This is a genomic window from Caballeronia zhejiangensis (genome assembly GCF_022879815.1).
Lineage (GTDB): Bacteria > Pseudomonadota > Gammaproteobacteria > Burkholderiales > Burkholderiaceae > Caballeronia > Caballeronia zhejiangensis.
In genome coordinates, this window is sequence record NZ_CP084287.1 from 22093 (window position 1) to 38394 (window position 16302).

The following is a 16302-nucleotide window of genomic DNA, read 5'->3' on the forward strand; positions in this document are numbered from 1 at the left end:
TCTGTCGGTCATCGCACTTCATCGACGACGATGTTTCTCAGCGTGCCGACGCGCGAGATCTCGACCTCTACGACATCGCCCGGCTTCATCCACAGCGGCGGATCGCGAAACGCTCCGACACCGCCGGTCGTGCCTGTGATGATCACATCGCCCGGCGAGAGCTCGGTGAAGACCGAGCAGTACTCGATCAGCCGTGCGACGTCGAAAATTAGGTCATTCGTGAATGCTTCCTGGACAATCGCCCCGTTCAGACGGGTGACCAGCTTAAGGGACGATGGGTCGCCCACTTCATCGGGCGTGACGAGGTAAGGACCGAAGCCGCCCGTGGCGGGGAAGTTCTTGCCGGGCGTGAACTGGATCGTATGTTTCTGCCAGTCGCGCACAGTGCCGTCGTTGTAGCAGGCATATCCTGCGACGTGTTGCAGCGCGTCGGCCTGCTTCACATGCCGTGCCCGCTTTCCGATGACGACCGCCAGTTCGCCTTCGAAGTCGAGCTTCTCCGAGACGGTAGGGCGCACGATGGGCCCCTCGTGGCCAGTTTGCGAGTCGGCCCACCGCGTGAAGATCATAGGATGCTTTGGGACTTCGCGCCCTGTCTCCTGCACGTGCGACAGATAGTTGATCCCGACGCAAAGGATCTTTTGCGGGTCCAAAATCACCGGCAGGAGCTTGACGTTTGCAAGCTCGAGCGTAGCGTCGGCGCTCGCAGCCCAACCACCGAGGTCGGACAACGTGTCCTTCTGCAGCGCTTCTTTTAAGGTCGCGCCGAATCGCGATGCCAGCGGTCCGGCATCGATGATGCGCGTGCCATCGAGCAAGCCCCATGACACCGTACCATTGTGTTCAAAGCTAATCAATCTCATGTTTTTCTTCCAGGAATGACAGACGTATGCTAAATTTTTGATGGGGCTGGCGTCAACAGAATTATTGCCATTCGAGAGATTTTTCCGCGAGCTCGAAAACGTGTCACTGGGCGTACGCCCCTAGAGTTTTTTTTTCTTAGGACACCGTTTCTTACGATAAAAGAGTAATCAATGCTGCGGTTTTGAGTATCACGCGGCGGGCGACGCCACGTGAATGCAGATACACACGGAGGAGATTGAGATGGCGCGACGACTCGAAGGGAAGGTGGCTGTCATAACCGGGATTGGCAGCGGCATGGGACGGGCTGCCGCGATTCTATTCGCTGCAGAAGGGGCGAAAGTGGTGGGATGCGACATCGACGGGGAAAGCAGCAGTGCGACGATCGATGCGATTCGCGACGCTGGCGGGAGCGCTGTGGCGCTTGCTCCATGCGACCCTTCCGAGGCCGATGAGGCTCAGGCGCTGGTTGACTGCGCCGTGGCGAGTTATGGGGCCGTCGACATCGTCTACAACAACGCTGCGAAGGTGCACTTTGCGCCCATCGAAGAGATGACCATCGATATGTGGCGTGGCACGATGAAGGGCGAACTCGATATTGTGTTCAATGTGTGCAAGGCCGCGTGGGGACATCTCAAGGAGCGGGGCGGGTCGATCATCAACTGCGGATCGGTATCCGGAAAAATGGCCTATGAGGTGCTTCCCGCGCTCGCGCACTCCGCGGGCAAGGGCGGTGTCATTGCAATGACGCGACACCTAGCCATGGAAGGTGGCAAACATGGCATTCGAGTCAATAGTATTTCACCTGGGCTTGTGAAGACCGCGGCTACCGCTGCGCGCATGGAAAACCCTGCATGGTTCGAGCCGATGAAACGCAAACTGATGTTGAATGGACGCGTCGGAACGCCCGAGGACGTCGCGTATTGCGCGCTATACCTCGCCAGCGACGAAGCCGGCTGGGTCACGGGCGCCGACTTCGCTATCGACGGCGGTACGACTGCATGGTGAGGTGCGGCACTTCGCATGTTGCGATGGCGATCTAAGATCGCCGCGGTGCTGACTTCGCTGAACGGGCACTCCGGTGTCATTTGTCGACAACTGCCCGCATCCCCCGGCGGGCGGCCGTCGGCTTAATGAGCGGCGCGGAAGCCCGATCATGATCCACAACGGGCGGTTCGCCGAGGCACTGCCCGAGCTTAGAACTGAGCCATTTGTGCAGTGCTCGAATCGGTCGCGCACCGGCCGGGCTGGTACACGTACCGCGAAAAGATGCTGCGCGGGTTCGTGCGCATGCAGGCGGAGGCCTCCGGGATCGAACTTAATGGCGAAGTGCCGTCGCAGCCTCAGCGCATGTACGTCCCGGCCAATCTACGCAGCGGCTATCGCGAATCACGCGTCCCGAACTCCGTAAAGCTGCGTGACGATCGCAAGAAAAAGTGACGTCATGTCCGGTGCCGGTGGTTGGCGAAGCTTTTCGGCAAAATAGCCAATGTGAGCCGTGAGGTTTTTTTCACGTTTGCTGTCACGGCCGCTATGAGCTTTCAGTTTCTATGACACGTCGAAGACCTGTTCGTGACGCACAAAGTGAAAAACACCTCAGAATTCAAAGACCAGGTATTTCACTTTCTGTAGCACCCGACAGAGTCCAGCTAAGTGAAAAACCGCTGACACGGTTAGTGAAAGATCCGGACGGGTGCCCCTCCCTCTACGGGCGGTTGACATCCACGACTGACCCACTCCGGTCAGACGACCGTCTCCAAAGCGGTCAGTCAGTCGAATCGAGGTTGTCGGAACTGGAGTGCCATAAAGCGGCCGTTGGCGAACTCACCTGATCGGCCAGTTTCGGCCACTCGCGCAAACTTTCGCATGGACATGCCAACGGCAGCTTGCTGTCAAACTTCGGACCGTCGCACGCCTACTTGGGCGGGTCTTTTCCGCCCCAGCGGAACTGAAAGCAGGGCCGGAAACACGCCATCAAAACACCCCAGATGGATTCGAGATTCTGAGCCGCCAGCCACCATCGGGAGCCTTCTCCATGACCTGGGTCGCAGTCCCCTGTTCTATGTGCTTCTGGCCGTCCGATAGCGTGATGCTGAGGGTCCAGTCCAGTAGAACGAGTGCGATCTCGCCGCTAGACAGTACAAGGCGCACGGTATTCCGAATATGCGGTCGCGTCGCCAGCAACTCGGCAAGCGACCGACGTAGGTCGCCTGGGCTTTTCACGAGGTCACCGTTCGTCATTCGCATAGTCGCGTTATTGCTGAATACGCGGAGCAATGCGTCCAGATCGTTTGCGTTCATCGCTGTATCGAAGGCGGTCGGGACGTCCGCAGGGGCGTTGCACACGACAGACTTGCCTTCAATCGCGGCGACAAAACTTGCGATGCGTTGCGCAACCTCCGCTGGCGCTTCGAGTGGCGACAGGTGCCCGATGCCAGGAAGGATGTGCATCGCCGCATGCGGGATGCGAGGCAACAGTTCAGCCTGCAACGTCGCGACCCGGTCAACCTGATCCCGCTCTCCTGAGATGACGATGGTCGGCACGACGATGGACGCCACCGCTGCGGAGATATCTTCGCGCATCGCGATCTCCGGCCACGCAGCCTTCGCTGCGGTGCGGCCTTGAGACTGTCCTGGATGACCTGTTCGCGGCACGCGGCATCGAGTGGTCTCGCGGTGAGGACGTTGTCGATCACGAATTCGACCGACTCGCGTGACTGGTAAGCGCCCGACAATGTCGCGCGTTCCTCCTCGGAGAGAAGCAAGGGCGAGGGCGGCGACGGCGCGACCAGCACCAGACCCTCAAGTCCCTCCGGCCGCCGCGAAGCAATGAGTTGCGCGACCTTGCCGCCCATCGAATGACCGACAAGCACGAAGCGCTTCAAACCCAGCGCCTCGATCACGCCCTCGGCGTCGTTCGCCAGATCCTCAATACCGTAGCCATGCGCGGGTGCATCGGAGCTGCCCCAGCCGCGATGGTCCGTGGCCACGATGCGGTATCGCTCCGGCAGCGCCTGCACCACCTTGTTCCATGTGCGCGACGATCCGCCGTAGTAGTGCAGGAAAACGAGCGCAAGCTCCCCGCTGCCTCGCTGCGTGACATGGATCCGTGTACCGTTCGTTTCGATGTCCATTTCGTGCTCCTCGTTGGTTGGAAGGACCATCGTAGAGCCGTTCAAGTGATTTGATAATTGCTCAAATGTTGGCGACAGTCGATAATACTGCTATCGAATCAGGTGCCATATGGATCGACTGACGAGTCTTGCTGTGTTCGTTGCGGCCGTGGAAGAAGGCAGTTTCGCGGCGGCCGCGCGGCGTTTCGGGCTTTCGCCTGCGATGGCGGGCAAGCATGTAAGTGAGATCGAGGCACGGCTGAATGCGCGACTGCTGCAGCGCACGACGCGGCGCCTTAGCCTGACGGACACGGGCCAGGCTTATTTCGAGCGCTGCAAGCAGATTCTCGAGACATACGACGAAGCCAACCGCGAGGCCAGCGATTCACACCGCACGGCCCGGGGCGTCCTGCGTGTCGCAGCGCCCGTTACCTTCGGTGCGATGCATCTTGGACAAGTCGTTGCGCGCTACGTCGAAGACCATCCGCAGGTGAATGTCGAGGTCGTGCTCGGAGATCGTTATGTCGATCTGCTCGACGCGGGCATCGACATCGCTATCCGGATCGGGCGGCTGGAGGACCCGGCGCTGGTAACACGCCGGATTGCTTCTTGCCGGATGGTCATATGCGCATCGCGGGCGTACCTCGAGCGGCATGGAACACCGCGAAAGCCGCGCGATCTGCTTCAGGCGCCGAGACTCGCGTTCAGCGAAGCGGTATCCGGCGGGGACTGGACGTTGGTCGATGCGAAAGGCCGTGCACATGTTATCGAAGGACCCGTGCGGGTGTCGGCCAACAACATGCAGATGCTGCTGTCGGCCGCGCTCGCCGGCGCCGGTATTGCGTACGGCCCGACATTCGTCTTTGGGAAGCATCTGCGAAATGGAGAACTCGTCGCACTGCTGCCGGCATACCGCGCCACCGAGCTGGTAGTGCAGGCGGTCTATCCGAGCGCTCGCCGGATACCGTTCAAAGTGCACCGGTTCGTCGATTACCTTGCCGAAGCGTTCAGCAACGATCCGCCCTGGGATGGTTGAGCGCGAGAAAACCGCCGTAAACGAAATTTGAAGTTAGGCGTTTCTCGAACCAGATCTTCGCGCTTCACACACCATCGTGCAGTTTGGTACGCCGTCGCCATCGGTGCACCCTGGATGCCCCGTCCACCGCTCGGACGAGGGATGCGAACAGGTAATTCTCTCTGACCTCGCAACGGTGAAGAACACTATCGCCTGTTGGCCGCTTGCGACCCATCAGGCGCCATCCTCGGCCTCGCCGGCTATCGTCTGCAGATGAACACGCTGTACGTTCGTTTCCTCTATGTTGACGACCTCATTGTTACCGCGCGGCAGCAACGCAGCGGCATCGGTGCGGGGCTGCTCGACCAGGTCCGCGACATCGCGCATCGTTCTGATTGCGCGCATCTCGTATTCGATACCGGCCTGCACATGCCGTTCGCGCAGCGCTTCTACTTCCGCAACGGCCTGCTTGCAAAAGGCATGCATTTCGTCGAGTCGCTTCAGACAATCCACAAGGAGGCCGCGCAATGAAGGTGCTGTTCATTAATGCCATCCCGCATCGCGAAGCCAGCCACGGCTATCAGCTTGCGCTCGACATGATCAGGAAGCTCGGCGCACGCGCGCAAAGCAACATGGTTAGCCGGGACCTTGCCGCATATCCTTTGCCGCCTCTCACCAGCGACTACGCGCGCGCCATCACGTCACGCGAGCCGGATGAGCGCCATTTCAAACTTTCCGAACAACTGATTCGCGAGATCGAAACGACGGACGTGCTCATCATCAACACGCCGATGCACAACTTCACGGTGCCCGCCGCGCTCAAGCTGTGGATCGACTACGTGTTGCGCATTCATCGCACTTTCGCCAGCACGCCGGAAGGAAAGGTAGGACTGTTGCGCGATCGGCCGGCCTTTGTCATCGTCGGCTCGGGTGGTCATCACAGCGGCGAACACGCGTTACAGCGTGATTTCCTCTCGCCGTATCTGCGTTATGCGCTCGGTTGCATCGGCGTAACGGATGTGCATTTTCTGCTTCTGCAAGGTCTCGTGCGCGGCGAAGCAGCCGTGACCGAAGCACTGAAGGCGGCGCGCGAAACGCTCGCGCAACACGATCTCTTTAACGCTCAGAACGCCACCGTGAAGCTCTAGCCGTCATACGCGCGCCGCAACTGGCCCACGAGCCGCGTCGCTTCGGCTCCGCCCGCTACGTTTGCGAAACCGAGCACCAGGCCGCGCAAAGTGCGCTTCGTGCGCGCGCCGATATGCCACGACGACAGCGCGCTCACCGCCAGCCCAGCTTCCTGCGCACGCGCGGCGATGGCGAGATCGTCGACGGGGACGCCGCTGACGTTGTTGAACAGCATCACGAGATGCATGCCGCCCGACGGCCGCTCGATGCGTACCTTCTCCCCGAACGCTTTTTCCAATGCCCGGGCGCAGACCTCGCGGCGCTCCGCGTAGAGCGAGCGCATGCGCTTCAGATGCCGCGCAAAATGCCCTTGTGCGATGAAGTCCGCGACTGCCGCCTGCAACAGGTAAGGCGGTCCGGCGTTCATGCTCGTCGTGAGTTGCTCGAAGCGTGCAATGGCCCGCTCGGGAACGACCACATATGAGAGCCGCAGCCCGGGAAACAAAACCTTGCTGAAGGTGCCGCAGTAGATTACGCGGTCGTCGACATCGAGGCTCTTCAGCGCGGGCAGCGGCCGCCCGGCGTAACGAAACTCACTGTCATAGTCGTCCTCGACGATCCAGCTTCCCGTGCGTGCCGCCCAGTCGAGCAGCTTCATGCGCCGCGCCAGCGAAAGCGTCGCGCCGAGCGGACTTTGATGCGACGGCGTCACGATGGCGAAGCGCGCGTGCGGCGCGTGCGCCTGCCCGGCATCGACGTCGATTCCGTCGTGATCTACCGGCACCGGCGCGAGCTTCAGCCCCGCCTGATTGAGAAAGTCGCGCGCAAGAAAGTAGCCCGGCTCTTCGAACCAGGCGCTGTCGTTCGGTTTCGCGAGACTGCGCAGAATGAGTTCAAGCGACGCGCGATAGCCGCTCGTCACGAACACCTGTTCTGGCGCGCACTCGACACCACGCGACAGGCCCAGATAAGTCGCAACGCGTTCGCGAAGCGGCCCGAAGCCGGCAGGGTCGGGATAAGTGAGCGAGGCTAAATCTACGCTGCGCGCCCGATGCGCGATGATGCGGCTCCACACTTTGCGCGGAAAAGCATCCAGCGCGGGCAATCCGGGACGCAGCGGACGGGCTTCATGGCCGAGTCCTATTGCCGGTGCCGGTTTTGCGCGCGGCACATCTGCGCATTCTCGTACCCGAGGCGCTGCCAAGTTCAGAACCGATGCCGGCAGCGACGACGACACAAAAGTGCCCGCAGCGCCACGCATCTGGAGATAGCCCTCGTCGACGAGTATGTCGTATGCCGTTTCCACCGTGCCGCGCGCCGTGTTGAGCTGCGTGGCAAGCGCGCGCAGCGCGGGAACGCGGTCGCCGGGCTTGAGGTGTTTCGCCCTGATCGCGGCCTTGAAGCGCTCGCAGATCTGTAGATAGATCGGCAGTGTCTGGCGCCGGTCGATATCGATCTTCAGTGCGTGTTGCGGGTTCCGCATGCGTGATCCTTGGACTAGTCAGATCGACGATTCTTGTCCCTTCTAACCAAGTCATGATTCTCACACAATGACTTCACTTTCACCAATTGAACGAGGTGTGTCATGAAGATCGTCGTCATCGGAGGGACCGGGCTGATCGGTGCGAAGGCTGTGGCCTTGTTGCGCAAGAAGGGGCATGAGGCGGTCGCCGCATCGCCGAGCACGGGCGTAAACGCGATCACCGGCGCGGGCCTGTACGACGCACTGCGCGGCGCGCATGTCGTGATCGACGTGACCAATCCGCCGACGTACGAAGGCGATGCCGTTATGTGTTTCTTCCGCGATGCGACGCGCAATCTCCTTGAAACCGAGCGCGAAGCGGGCGTGCAGCACCATGTGGCGCTGTCGATCGTCGGCGTGAATCGAATGGACGGCAATGCATACTTCGCGGCGAAGTGCGTGCAGGAACGGCTGATTGCGGCATCGCTCGTGCCTTATTCGATCGTGCGTGCCACGCAGTTCATGGAGTTTCTCGGCACCATCGCCGATCTGAGCACCGCCGACGGCACTGTGCGTCTTTCACCGCATCAGTTCCAGCCCATCGCCGCCGATGATGTCGCGGCCATCCTCGTCGAGATCGCCCTGGGCTTGCCGCTCGACGGCATCGTGGATATCGCCGGTCCCGAGCGCGGCGCGATGCATGCGTTCATCGGCACCTATCTGCGCGCCACGCGTGACGCACGCAGGGTGGTCGCCGACGACAAGGCAACCTACTTCGGCGGCTCAATGGCCGAAAATTCGCTCGTGCCGACCGGCCGGATGCGGCAGGGCCGCATGAGTCTCGGCGACTGGCTGGACCGTATGCGCTTGACGGATACGGCAACGGTCTGATGCGTCCCTGACATTCACGGCTTGATGTGGAACGTGCGCGACCATGCGGCGCTTTCGGACGGCTTCGTCGGCAGAAAGACTCCGCTGAGCATCGCCGGTGTAGCGTCACGAGCCGTGCGCAAAGGTGAAGTAACCGACCTGCGCCTGTAAAGGGCAGGAGACATTTTTCAACGGACGAAAGGTAAAGGACGAAGATGACCCGCTTGAACTGGCACGAGATCGCCCCGGACGGCGCAAAGGCGCTTATGGGCGTTCATCACTATGTGACGAAAAGCACCAACCTGCCCGAGGAGCTTATTCATCTTGTGTTCCTCCGTGTTTCCCAGATCAATGGATGCGCTCATTGCATCGACAAGCACAGTCGTGATCTCGGAAAGACGATGTCAGTCGACAAGATCACCTTGGTACCGGTGTGGGACGAGGTTTCGCACCTGTTCTCCGGTCAGGAGCGCGCAGCTCTCGCCTGGGCCGAAGAGGTGACGCGCGTCAGCGAAACGCACGCTTCGGATGAAGCCTATGCAGCGGCCTCAGCGGCATTCGCGCCGAAGGATCTCGTGGATCTCACGATAACGATTGCCGCGATGAACGCTTTTAACCGTCTCGGTGCGCCATTCCGACTTCCGGTCGCTGCCAGGGCTTAAGCTCATTGCGGCGTCTGACGGCGCGCGTCGGACAAGGCCCGCGCAATGTCTTTACGCGAACGGAGATATTTCAATGCTTCGGCTGCTAGTAAAGATGCATCTGTTCGTCTCTAGTTGGTGTGCAAGGGCCTTGCAGATCCGGGATGTAAAAGTTGACAGGTCTGGCCGCGCGGCTGGCGCGGCGTTGTTGGCTTAACCGCTGCACGGGTCTGCCAAAATTCAGCTCGTCGCTCGAAGCCGTTCCCAAAAGCCCGGCGCTTCGTCGTATCATGGAACGGACGTTCCAGTCCTTGCTGGTACGTGTGTCGATCAAACAGACCGGCCGACGAGCGAGATTTCTTCCATGAGTGGCAAACCCCAATACGACGAGACCGCTGCACTCGAAGCTGCAATGAAAGTATTCTGGCGTAACGGCTACGCCGCTGCGTCGATCAACGACCTCACAGCGGCGACCGGGCTGTCGCGGTCCAGCATCTACCAACGTTTCGAAGACAAGGACGGCTTGTTCCGCGAAGCGCTCGACCACTACACGGATCGAGTGATCCGCCGGATGAACGCGGTCGGCGGTGCAACGCCGCGCGAGCGTATGGAGGCGTTGCTGCGCGATTTTTTACACAGGCGAGCCGCGGCTCCCGATGGTTGCATGCTGGCTCGCAGTTGCGTTGAGAAGGCAAACCTGCCGAAGGCGTCGCAATCGGCGGTCACGTCCAGTGTCGGACGCCAGCGGGCAGTGCTGGCAGAGATCATCGACGAAGGAGTGGCGCGTGGGAAGTTGTCGTCCGACGTGGACCGCGAGGCTCTTGCCTGGCATTACCTCGGTGTTCTCCATGCCGTCATGAATCTGCCGCAAGCCGGCGCAACGCCTGCCGCGCTGTCCGCCATGGTCGACCTAGCTATGTCGGCATGGCCGCCCGGCGTCGCGTCGCAGGCCGATTAGTGCGCCGTACCCCTGAACAGAGACAGATTTTCTTCAAGCCATTGCGGCAAGCCCCTTGGCGCATGACCGGTCAGCAACTGGACAGTAGCAGTCTGCTCTTGGAGCGACGATTCGCGCACCGTGCGGTCGAGCCCGGTCAGTACATCCACCACAAATCCGCTCACGCCCGATGCCAGAAGACGCTCGCGCTCCTCGGCCGGAGTGCGCTGCTGGTAGGCAACAGGCCTGCCGAGAAGCCGCGTGAGTTGTGCAGCGACGTCGTCCATGGTCCAGGCGCGCGGCCCCGTCAGATGAAAGGCGCGCTGCCAGGTTTCGCTCGCTGGATCGAGCAACACCGCTTTCGCGGCATCAGCGACATCGCGCGTGTCGATAAGATTGACGATGCCATACCCCGCTGCGCCACCCCAGGTTCCTTCCCGAACAGGCTTTCCGGCTCTTGTCAGCGTGTCGAAAAAGGTTGTTGGCCGCAGCATCGTATGACCAATATCGCGCGAAATCAGATGCGCCTCGATGCGCGCGTGCCAGTCGAACGGGTGCAGCTTCGCGGGCAGACTGGCTGCCGACAGTTTCACGATATGCCTGACGCCCGCGCCGACGGCGGCGTCGATCAACGCAATCTCGTTCTCCACCTGGCGCGGCGACGTGCCCTGCGCAAGGAACAAGCGATCCACACCCTGCATCGCGGCTGCAAGCGTGACGGGCGCGTCAAAATCGACCGGCGCCTGGCCGACGTGAGCCGGGAAACGCGACGGATCCGGCTTGCGGCTAAGCGCAATGAGGTCGACAGGCTCACTGGCGAGACCCGCAATGAGAGCAGCCCCGACTCGGCCGGTAGCGCCGGCGATGGCGATGGCGATGCGAGGCGACAAATTGCGCCTGGAAGACTGGGACACGACGGACTCCTTCAAGTTGGAACGATCGGTACATGAATACTGGAATGATCGTTCCAACTTGTCAAGGAAAATGTGTTCTTGTCGCGATGCGCTGCCTTATTGGCTGCTTAGTCTTCGCGGAGGCGCCCGTCAGACTCTGTCGACATGCAGTCTCACTGCTCGAAGCCAGGCAGCCTTCATAGCCGATTCCAGGCGGTACGAGTCGTTTCACATCGACATGCCTGCCGCGATCGTTGACGCCATGGGACGGGAACAGCAAATCGTGTCCCGCGCTCGGGAGTCGCTCGACGTGCTCCGCGCTCAGTCTAGGGACACCTTGATCGACGGATTCAGTGAATCGATGACACGACCACGCGGGGGCGTCGTCGCTACTTCATGGCAGTAGCTTCCAGGCGATCGTTCATCCAGGAATCGCGTGCCTGAATTTGTTCCAGTACTCGGCTATCGTGCCGCGATTAAGGAGATGGCTAGGTTCCGGGGAGACATCTTTTCTCGTCTGCGTGATCGAACCGTTATCCGTGAGCAAGCGAATAGTCGCGTGCCGTGGGACGTTCCCGAAGTGCTCCGTAAGGCCTCCCACCGTAAATCACGCGGCACGCATCACTACTGTCGCCGCCGGGCGTCCCAGCTGGGGCAGAACCGTGAAGGGCGAGTCAAGCTTTACCGTGTAAACGGCTGTTCCACTCCTGAAGCAGTCATGTCGACTGCGGGCGCTCTAACGACAGAGAAGGGTCGGGTAGCGTCATCCCCGTCCTCCGCCTCATCGCCGGTGAGCGGCCCGTGGAATTCTGTGCCCAAACGGCCTTTCGTCAGCGCGCGCTCCCGACCGTCAGCGGCCGTTGGTACTCGTGTGCGATGCAAGGATAAATAAGAGCCGACGGGCTGATTTGATTGCACTTTTTCAGTAACGCCGTCACGATGATGCGAAAGTGCCCGACGTCTTGCCAACGAAAATGAAATTCCACGCTGGTCGCAGGGCCCCGGACGTCCACGAGCGCCGGTCGAGGTTGATATCGACTTCAATCAGCAAGCCCTCATCGCGCCTCGGTCAATGGCTGCTTTGCGGCGAGCGAAAACGACATACCGTCTCGAGCGTTCACATCGGCAGCGCGATCCGTCGACGTGCCGACCACTTGCTCCCATGCGGCAAGCGGCATGGACGGCGAGCGAAGCGTAAATGACCGAGAGTGGCTGAAACGGACGTGGCCTTCGCCGACGCTGAATAACCGGGGCGCTAACGTCGGCGGCCTCAACATGACCATCGGCAAGACGTTGACGAATCCGAGGGATGCAACGTATTGCCGAAAGCCCCAGGTTCTCGGGCCGTGCCGTATCGAACTCGATTCGAGCACGGCGTGCGGTTAACTCGGGCGGCTACGCATTCGTAATCTCAGAACGGCTTCGTGGGCAGATATTTCCCGTCCAGTGTGATCACCGCCCGATGGCCGCCTTCCGGATCGTCGACCTTCTTTATGTCGAGCTTGAAGTTGATTGCGCTAATAATGCCATCGCCGAATTCCTCATGTACCAGCGCCTTGAGCGTCGAGCCATAGACTTGCACCATCTCATAGAACCGGTAGATCGTCGGGTCAGTGGGCACGCCGCCCGGAATGCTGCCGCGCACTGGAATGGTCTGCAGGGCGCGCGTGGCGTCCGGGCCGAGGCCGAGTTTGTCGGCCACAACTTTCGCAGCATCCGGCGGCAGGGGATGCTGTCCGAGAAGCGCGGCGGTCACGAAGGCAATGCTGAGTCCGGTGCCTTCGGTGAGTTCTCTGAAGGTCAGATTTTTCTCGATCTTGGCGTCGATGATTAAGGCGGTGAGCGCTGCACGCGCGTCCTGGCTGTATTGGGACTGAGGCATGATGTATCTCCGGAGGTGAGGTGGAATTGCTACTCAGGCGGCAAGGTTTGCGCGGGCTGGTTCTGCGCATGCGTTCGGATGTCTCGAGAGCGAGACGAAACGGTGGGTGGCACCATCGAGCGCGTCGATGGATCCGGTTTCGATGTCATACACCCAGCCATGGATCGCGAGGACGCCTTGCTCGATCGCGAGCCGCACGTAGGGATGAGTCTTGATGTTGGCAAGCTGGGCGATGACGTTCTCGCGAATCATCGAGTCGATGCGGTCGCGTTCGCTCGAATGCTTGCGTGCTTCGTTCACGACCCGCGCCGAATCCGCATACTTGAGCCAGCTCCGGACCGACGGCATGTGATCCATGCAGGCGCATGTCGCGATTGCAGTCATGGCGCCGCAGTCGGAATGGCCGCAAATAACGATGTCGGTGACGCCGAGTCCCGCGACGGCATATTCGACGGTCGCGGTCACGCCGCCCGGTTCCGGACCATGAGAAGGAACGATGTTGCCGGCATTACGGATGACGAACAGGTCGCCCGGTTCACGCTGCGTTACGAGTTCGGGCACGAGCCGGCTATCTGAACACGAGATAAACAGGGTGCGGGGATTTTGGCTCGTGGCAAGCCTCCTGAAGAGTTTCGTGCGCTGCGGGAAGGCTTCTCGCTGAAACCTGAGGAATCCGTCGATGATGTCTCGCATCTTTCACTCCGCTATTGTGAACGGTGGCTCGATGAGGTGAATGCTCGACGGTTTCGGCTATAGTGTCCAAGACCGGTTTCCTATCCGAGCTATAGGGAAGACCAATACCGAAGGACTCGCAACCATGCTGCTACGTCATATCCGGTATCTGCTGGCCGTAGCGGAGCATCGCAATTTCACGCGCGCCGCGCAGGCCCTGCACGTATCTCAGCCCACGCTCTCCCAGCAGATCCGGCAACTCGAAGTAGCCCTCGGCGCGCTCTTGCTGGATCGGACCGGGCGTTCTATTCGCCTGACCGACGCAGGGGAGGCCTATGCGAGCCACGCGCGGCGTGCGCTGCAGCAACTCGATTCCGGCAAGCGCGCCATTGCTGACGTTCAGGACCTCAGCCGCGGCGTTCTGCGCATCGCAGCAACCCCGACGTTCACCGCTTACTTCATCGGACCGTTGATTGAGGCATTCAACCGTCTGCATCCGAACATCATGATGACCTTCACGGAGATGCCGCAAGATCGGATGGAAGCCTTGCTTTCCGACGACGCGCTGGACGTCGGAATCGCATTCGACACGGTCTCTAATCAGGAAGTCGAGCCGCAGATACTTTTCGTCGAGGAGCTGGCGCTGACGATCGGCAAGACGCATCCTCGAGCAAAACGGCGGCTTCGCATGACGCTCGACGAACTTAAGGACGAGCCGCTGATCTTGTTGAACGGAGAATTCGCGACGCGCCAATACATCGACCATTATTTCCGCGAGAACGGCGTGGCGCCGCGGCTTGCAATGGAAGTCAATTCAATTAGCGCCGTCATCGAAGTCGTCAGCCGCAGCGCACTTGCTACGCTGCTTCCAGCCGCGATCACGCGGCAGCATCACGAGCTGTGCAGCGTCCAACTTGAGCCTGCACTGCCGCAGCGGACGGCCGCGCTGCTGCTTCGCAAGAGCGGGTATAGAAGCGCGGCGACACGGGCTTTCGTGGCTTTATCGGCGCTGCAAAGCGATGCCGAGCGTGTCGCTGGGAAGCGGGTCACCCGGAGCAAACGTCCTAGTACCGAGTGACGGCTCGCCTCTTATGGAAGTTGGTTCGACATTTCGGCGACAATGCGACGAAGGAAGATCAGGCGGGTTCAAACTCCGAAGATTAACAAAAGCTTTAAGCAAACTGCTTTTCGCATACAATCTTCAGAATGTATGTATCGAGAGCGATGATGATCAAGCGGTGGGTTCCGGATATCAAAGCGCGCAAGGGTCCGATCTATCAGCGCATTGCCGATGCGATGGCCGCCGACATCTCGCATGGAACGCTAAATCGGGGCGACCGGCTTCCACCTCAACGAGCTCTGGCGGCGGCGATCGGCGTCGACTTTTCGACCATCAGCCGCGCCTATGCGGAGGCACAGCGGCGCGGCCTTATCGATGCGCGCGTCGGCCGTGGCACATTCGTCCGCCATTTGCGCGACCGAGCGCCCACGCCGTCGTCCAATGCATCGACGGATTTCATGGTGAACTCGCCGCCCAACGTGTTCGAGGGCGAAGCTGGCATTACTCTCTGGAACGAGGTGTCAAGGACGACGGTCGCACTCGATGCCAAAGCATTCATGCGGTATCAGCCACCGGCGGGAACGATCCACGACCGCGACGTGGGCGCGCAATGGCTGCGCCAGCGCCTGAGCGCGGTCTCGCCGGAGCAGGTGCTCGTCTGTCCAGGAACGCAATCCGCGTTGCTCGTCGTCGTCATGATGCTTGCTGCAAAGGACGACGTCCTGTGCGTCGAGAACCTCACTTATCCTGGCATCATTCTCATCGCGCGCTATCTTGGAATCCGCCTGGTAGGTGTCGAAATGGACGATCAGGGCGCGATTCCCGAATCTCTGGACGAGGTGTGCAAGGAACATCGGGCGAAGGCATTCTACTGTATGCCGACTTTGCACAATCCCACCACGCGGAGCATGTCGCTGAAACGCAGGATGGCGATTGCCAGCGTTCTGTCACGCCATCGCGTCTCGCTGATCGAGGACGACAACTATTGGCCGCTTCTCGCTGAGCGTGGCAACGAGTTGCCGCCGCTTTCAAGTTTCTTGCCCGACCAGTCTTTCTATCTTTCGGGTCTCTCCAAATGTCTCACGCCGGCGCTGCGAATTGCCTATCTGGCGACGCCGGAAAAGTCTTTCGCCGAGCGTGCTGCTGTCATTTTGCGTGCGACCGCGTCGATGGCGTCGCCCCTGAGCGCGGCCTTAGCAACCCGATGGATCGAAGATGGCACCGCGTCAAACTTGCTTGCCGCAATCTGCCAAGCGGTCGCAGCGCGGCAGTCGCTGGCGCGGGACATCTTGCCCGAACAGACGAAACACACGGACGTGCGAGCGTTCCACACCTGGCTGATACTGCCGAAAATCTGGACCCGAGCGGCCTTCGCCGAGCGGCTTCGAGTCGATGGCATCAACCTCGCCTTGAGCGATGCTTTTTGCGTCGGCGTCGCAGAGGAGGCCGTGCGCCTCTCACTGGGTGGGCCGCCGACCATCGGCGATTTGAAATTCGGCCTCGAAAAGATCGCATCGCTGCTCCGTTCCGACCTAACGGAGCCCAGCGTCATCGTGTGAGGTCGGCGTGCGATAAGTACGCCCGCCTCCCCGGATGCGCGATGCTCTATCGATGCGGTCCGGCTGCAGTCGTCGTTTGCCTGGACGAAGAGAAGGGATATCGGTCTCGCGTCCGCTCCGCATCCACAAGCGGCGAAGACGTTGCATTGCCCTACAGCGTCCGATGCTCTGCCATACCGCAGGCACCGCCGCCGTATACGTCCCCGAGT

At 60.7% G+C, this 16302-nt stretch carries 15 protein-coding genes and 2 pseudogenes; 10 read left to right on the forward strand and 7 right to left on the reverse strand.

Annotated features, from left to right (window positions below; genetic code table 11):
* Window positions 1-8 precede the first annotated feature (8 nt).
* Window positions 9-863, reverse strand: a complete 855-nt coding sequence (locus LDZ23_RS29685) for a fumarylacetoacetate hydrolase family protein (RefSeq protein WP_244808578.1) — start codon at window positions 861-863, stop codon at window positions 9-11.
* Between the two features lie 241 nt (window positions 864-1104).
* Here LDZ23_RS29685 and LDZ23_RS29690 point away from each other — a divergent pair, with 241 nt between their 5' ends.
* Both LDZ23_RS29690 and LDZ23_RS29695 read left to right on the forward strand, forming a co-directional pair.
* Entirely contained in the window at window positions 1105-1869 is a 765-nt protein-coding gene (locus tag LDZ23_RS29690) for an SDR family NAD(P)-dependent oxidoreductase (protein WP_244808842.1), read from the forward strand.
* 210 nt (window positions 1870-2079) lie between these two features.
* On the forward strand, window positions 2080-2301 hold the full coding sequence (locus LDZ23_RS29695) for a hypothetical protein (RefSeq protein WP_244808579.1): 222 nt from the start codon (window positions 2080-2082) through the stop codon (window positions 2299-2301).
* Between the two features lie 534 nt (window positions 2302-2835).
* Here LDZ23_RS29695 and LDZ23_RS29700 read toward each other — a convergent pair.
* Window positions 2836-3444 (reverse strand): nuclear transport factor 2 family protein, encoded by a 609-nt coding sequence (locus LDZ23_RS29700; protein ID WP_244808580.1) that lies wholly within the window; start codon window positions 3442-3444, stop codon window positions 2836-2838.
* Between the two features lie 23 nt (window positions 3445-3467).
* Window positions 3468-4025, reverse strand: a pseudogene (locus tag LDZ23_RS29705) (alpha/beta fold hydrolase); the annotation flags it as partial.
* Window positions 4026-4104: 79 nt separating this feature from the next.
* Here LDZ23_RS29705 and LDZ23_RS29710 point away from each other — a divergent pair.
* From LDZ23_RS29710 to LDZ23_RS29720, 3 genes and pseudogenes are all read left to right on the forward strand, one after another.
* Complete coding sequence (locus LDZ23_RS29710) at window positions 4105-5010, forward strand: LysR family transcriptional regulator (protein WP_244808581.1); 906 nt, start codon at window positions 4105-4107, stop codon at window positions 5008-5010.
* A gap of 168 nt (window positions 5011-5178) precedes the next feature.
* A pseudogene (locus tag LDZ23_RS29715) lies at window positions 5179-5520 on the forward strand (GNAT family N-acetyltransferase); the annotation flags it as partial.
* A complete protein-coding gene (locus LDZ23_RS29720) occupies window positions 5517-6137 on the forward strand; it encodes an FMN-dependent NADH-azoreductase (RefSeq protein WP_244808582.1) in 621 nt (206 codons plus the stop codon). The pseudogene LDZ23_RS29715 and the gene LDZ23_RS29720, both read left to right, overlap by 4 nt.
* Here the strand turns inward: LDZ23_RS29720 and pdxR are convergent.
* Window positions 6134-7600: a MocR-like pyridoxine biosynthesis transcription factor PdxR gene (pdxR, locus tag LDZ23_RS29725; protein WP_244808583.1), complete on the reverse strand. Its 1467-nt coding sequence runs from the start codon at window positions 7598-7600 to the stop codon at window positions 6134-6136. The two genes, LDZ23_RS29720 and pdxR, sit on opposite strands and share 4 nt — an antisense overlap.
* Window positions 7601-7702: 102 nt before the next feature.
* On the opposite strand from pdxR, the gene LDZ23_RS29730 reads away from it, so the two are divergent.
* The 3 genes from LDZ23_RS29730 (at window position 7703) to LDZ23_RS29740 (ending at window position 10048) form a co-directional block, all read left to right on the forward strand.
* Complete coding sequence (locus tag LDZ23_RS29730; protein WP_244808584.1) at window positions 7703-8470, forward strand: SDR family oxidoreductase; 768 nt, start codon at window positions 7703-7705, stop codon at window positions 8468-8470.
* Between the two features lie 194 nt (window positions 8471-8664).
* The gene (locus tag LDZ23_RS29735) at window positions 8665-9111 is read left to right on the forward strand and encodes a carboxymuconolactone decarboxylase family protein (RefSeq protein ID WP_244808585.1); all 447 of its coding nucleotides are present in this window, start codon (window positions 8665-8667) and stop codon (window positions 9109-9111) included.
* 343 nt (window positions 9112-9454) lie between these two features.
* Window positions 9455-10048 carry a TetR/AcrR family transcriptional regulator gene (locus LDZ23_RS29740; RefSeq protein WP_244808586.1) on the forward strand — a complete coding sequence of 198 codons (594 nt, stop codon included), beginning with the start codon at window positions 9455-9457 and terminating at the stop codon, window positions 10046-10048.
* Here LDZ23_RS29740 and LDZ23_RS29745 read toward each other — a convergent pair.
* From LDZ23_RS29745 to LDZ23_RS29755, 3 genes are all read right to left on the reverse strand, one after another.
* Window positions 10045-10941: an NAD(P)H-binding protein gene (locus LDZ23_RS29745; RefSeq protein WP_244808587.1), complete on the reverse strand. Its 897-nt coding sequence runs from the start codon at window positions 10939-10941 to the stop codon at window positions 10045-10047. The genes LDZ23_RS29740 and LDZ23_RS29745 overlap by 4 nt on opposite strands.
* 1390 nt (window positions 10942-12331) lie before the next feature.
* Window positions 12332-12802, reverse strand: coding sequence for a cyanase (gene cynS, locus LDZ23_RS29750; protein ID WP_244808588.1), 471 nt, complete (start codon window positions 12800-12802; stop codon window positions 12332-12334).
* A 33-nt stretch (window positions 12803-12835) separates the two neighbouring features.
* Window positions 12836-13495, reverse strand: a complete 660-nt coding sequence (locus LDZ23_RS29755; RefSeq protein WP_244808589.1) for a carbonic anhydrase — start codon at window positions 13493-13495, stop codon at window positions 12836-12838.
* A 124-nt stretch (window positions 13496-13619) separates the two neighbouring features.
* Between LDZ23_RS29755 and cynR the strand changes: the two genes are divergently transcribed.
* Both cynR and LDZ23_RS29765 read left to right on the forward strand, forming a co-directional pair.
* Complete coding sequence (gene cynR / locus LDZ23_RS29760; RefSeq protein ID WP_244808590.1) at window positions 13620-14552, forward strand: transcriptional regulator CynR; 933 nt, start codon at window positions 13620-13622, stop codon at window positions 14550-14552.
* Between the two features lie 146 nt (window positions 14553-14698).
* Window positions 14699-16093 carry an aminotransferase-like domain-containing protein gene (locus LDZ23_RS29765; protein ID WP_244808591.1) on the forward strand — a complete coding sequence of 465 codons (1395 nt, stop codon included), beginning with the start codon at window positions 14699-14701 and terminating at the stop codon, window positions 16091-16093.
* Window positions 16094-16302 lie beyond the last annotated feature (209 nt).

Excerpts from the sequence above, each read along its gene's own strand:
- LDZ23_RS29685 (WP_244808578.1), bottom strand. The coding sequence starts at position 863 with ATGAGATTGATTAGCTTTGAACACAATGGTACGGTGTCATGGGGCTTG.
- LDZ23_RS29690 (WP_244808842.1), top strand. The coding sequence starts at position 1,105 with ATGGCGCGACGACTCGAAGGGAAGGTGGCTGTCATAACCGGGATTGGC.
- LDZ23_RS29700 (WP_244808580.1), bottom strand. The coding sequence starts at position 3,444 with ATGCGCGAAGATATCTCCGCAGCGGTGGCGTCCATCGTCGTGCCGACC.
- LDZ23_RS29710 (WP_244808581.1), top strand. The coding sequence starts at position 4,105 with ATGGATCGACTGACGAGTCTTGCTGTGTTCGTTGCGGCCGTGGAAGAA.
- LDZ23_RS29720 (WP_244808582.1), top strand. The coding sequence starts at position 5,517 with ATGAAGGTGCTGTTCATTAATGCCATCCCGCATCGCGAAGCCAGCCAC.
- pdxR (WP_244808583.1), bottom strand. The coding sequence starts at position 7,600 with ATGCGGAACCCGCAACACGCACTGAAGATCGATATCGACCGGCGCCAG.
- LDZ23_RS29730 (WP_244808584.1), top strand. The coding sequence starts at position 7,703 with ATGAAGATCGTCGTCATCGGAGGGACCGGGCTGATCGGTGCGAAGGCT.
- LDZ23_RS29735 (WP_244808585.1), top strand. The coding sequence starts at position 8,665 with ATGACCCGCTTGAACTGGCACGAGATCGCCCCGGACGGCGCAAAGGCG.
- LDZ23_RS29740 (WP_244808586.1), top strand. The coding sequence starts at position 9,455 with ATGAGTGGCAAACCCCAATACGACGAGACCGCTGCACTCGAAGCTGCA.
- cynS (WP_244808588.1), bottom strand. The coding sequence starts at position 12,802 with ATGCCTCAGTCCCAATACAGCCAGGACGCGCGTGCAGCGCTCACCGCC.
- LDZ23_RS29755 (WP_244808589.1), bottom strand. The coding sequence starts at position 13,495 with ATGCGAGACATCATCGACGGATTCCTCAGGTTTCAGCGAGAAGCCTTC.
- cynR (WP_244808590.1), top strand. The coding sequence starts at position 13,620 with ATGCTGCTACGTCATATCCGGTATCTGCTGGCCGTAGCGGAGCATCGC.
- LDZ23_RS29765 (WP_244808591.1), top strand. The coding sequence starts at position 14,699 with ATGATGATCAAGCGGTGGGTTCCGGATATCAAAGCGCGCAAGGGTCCG.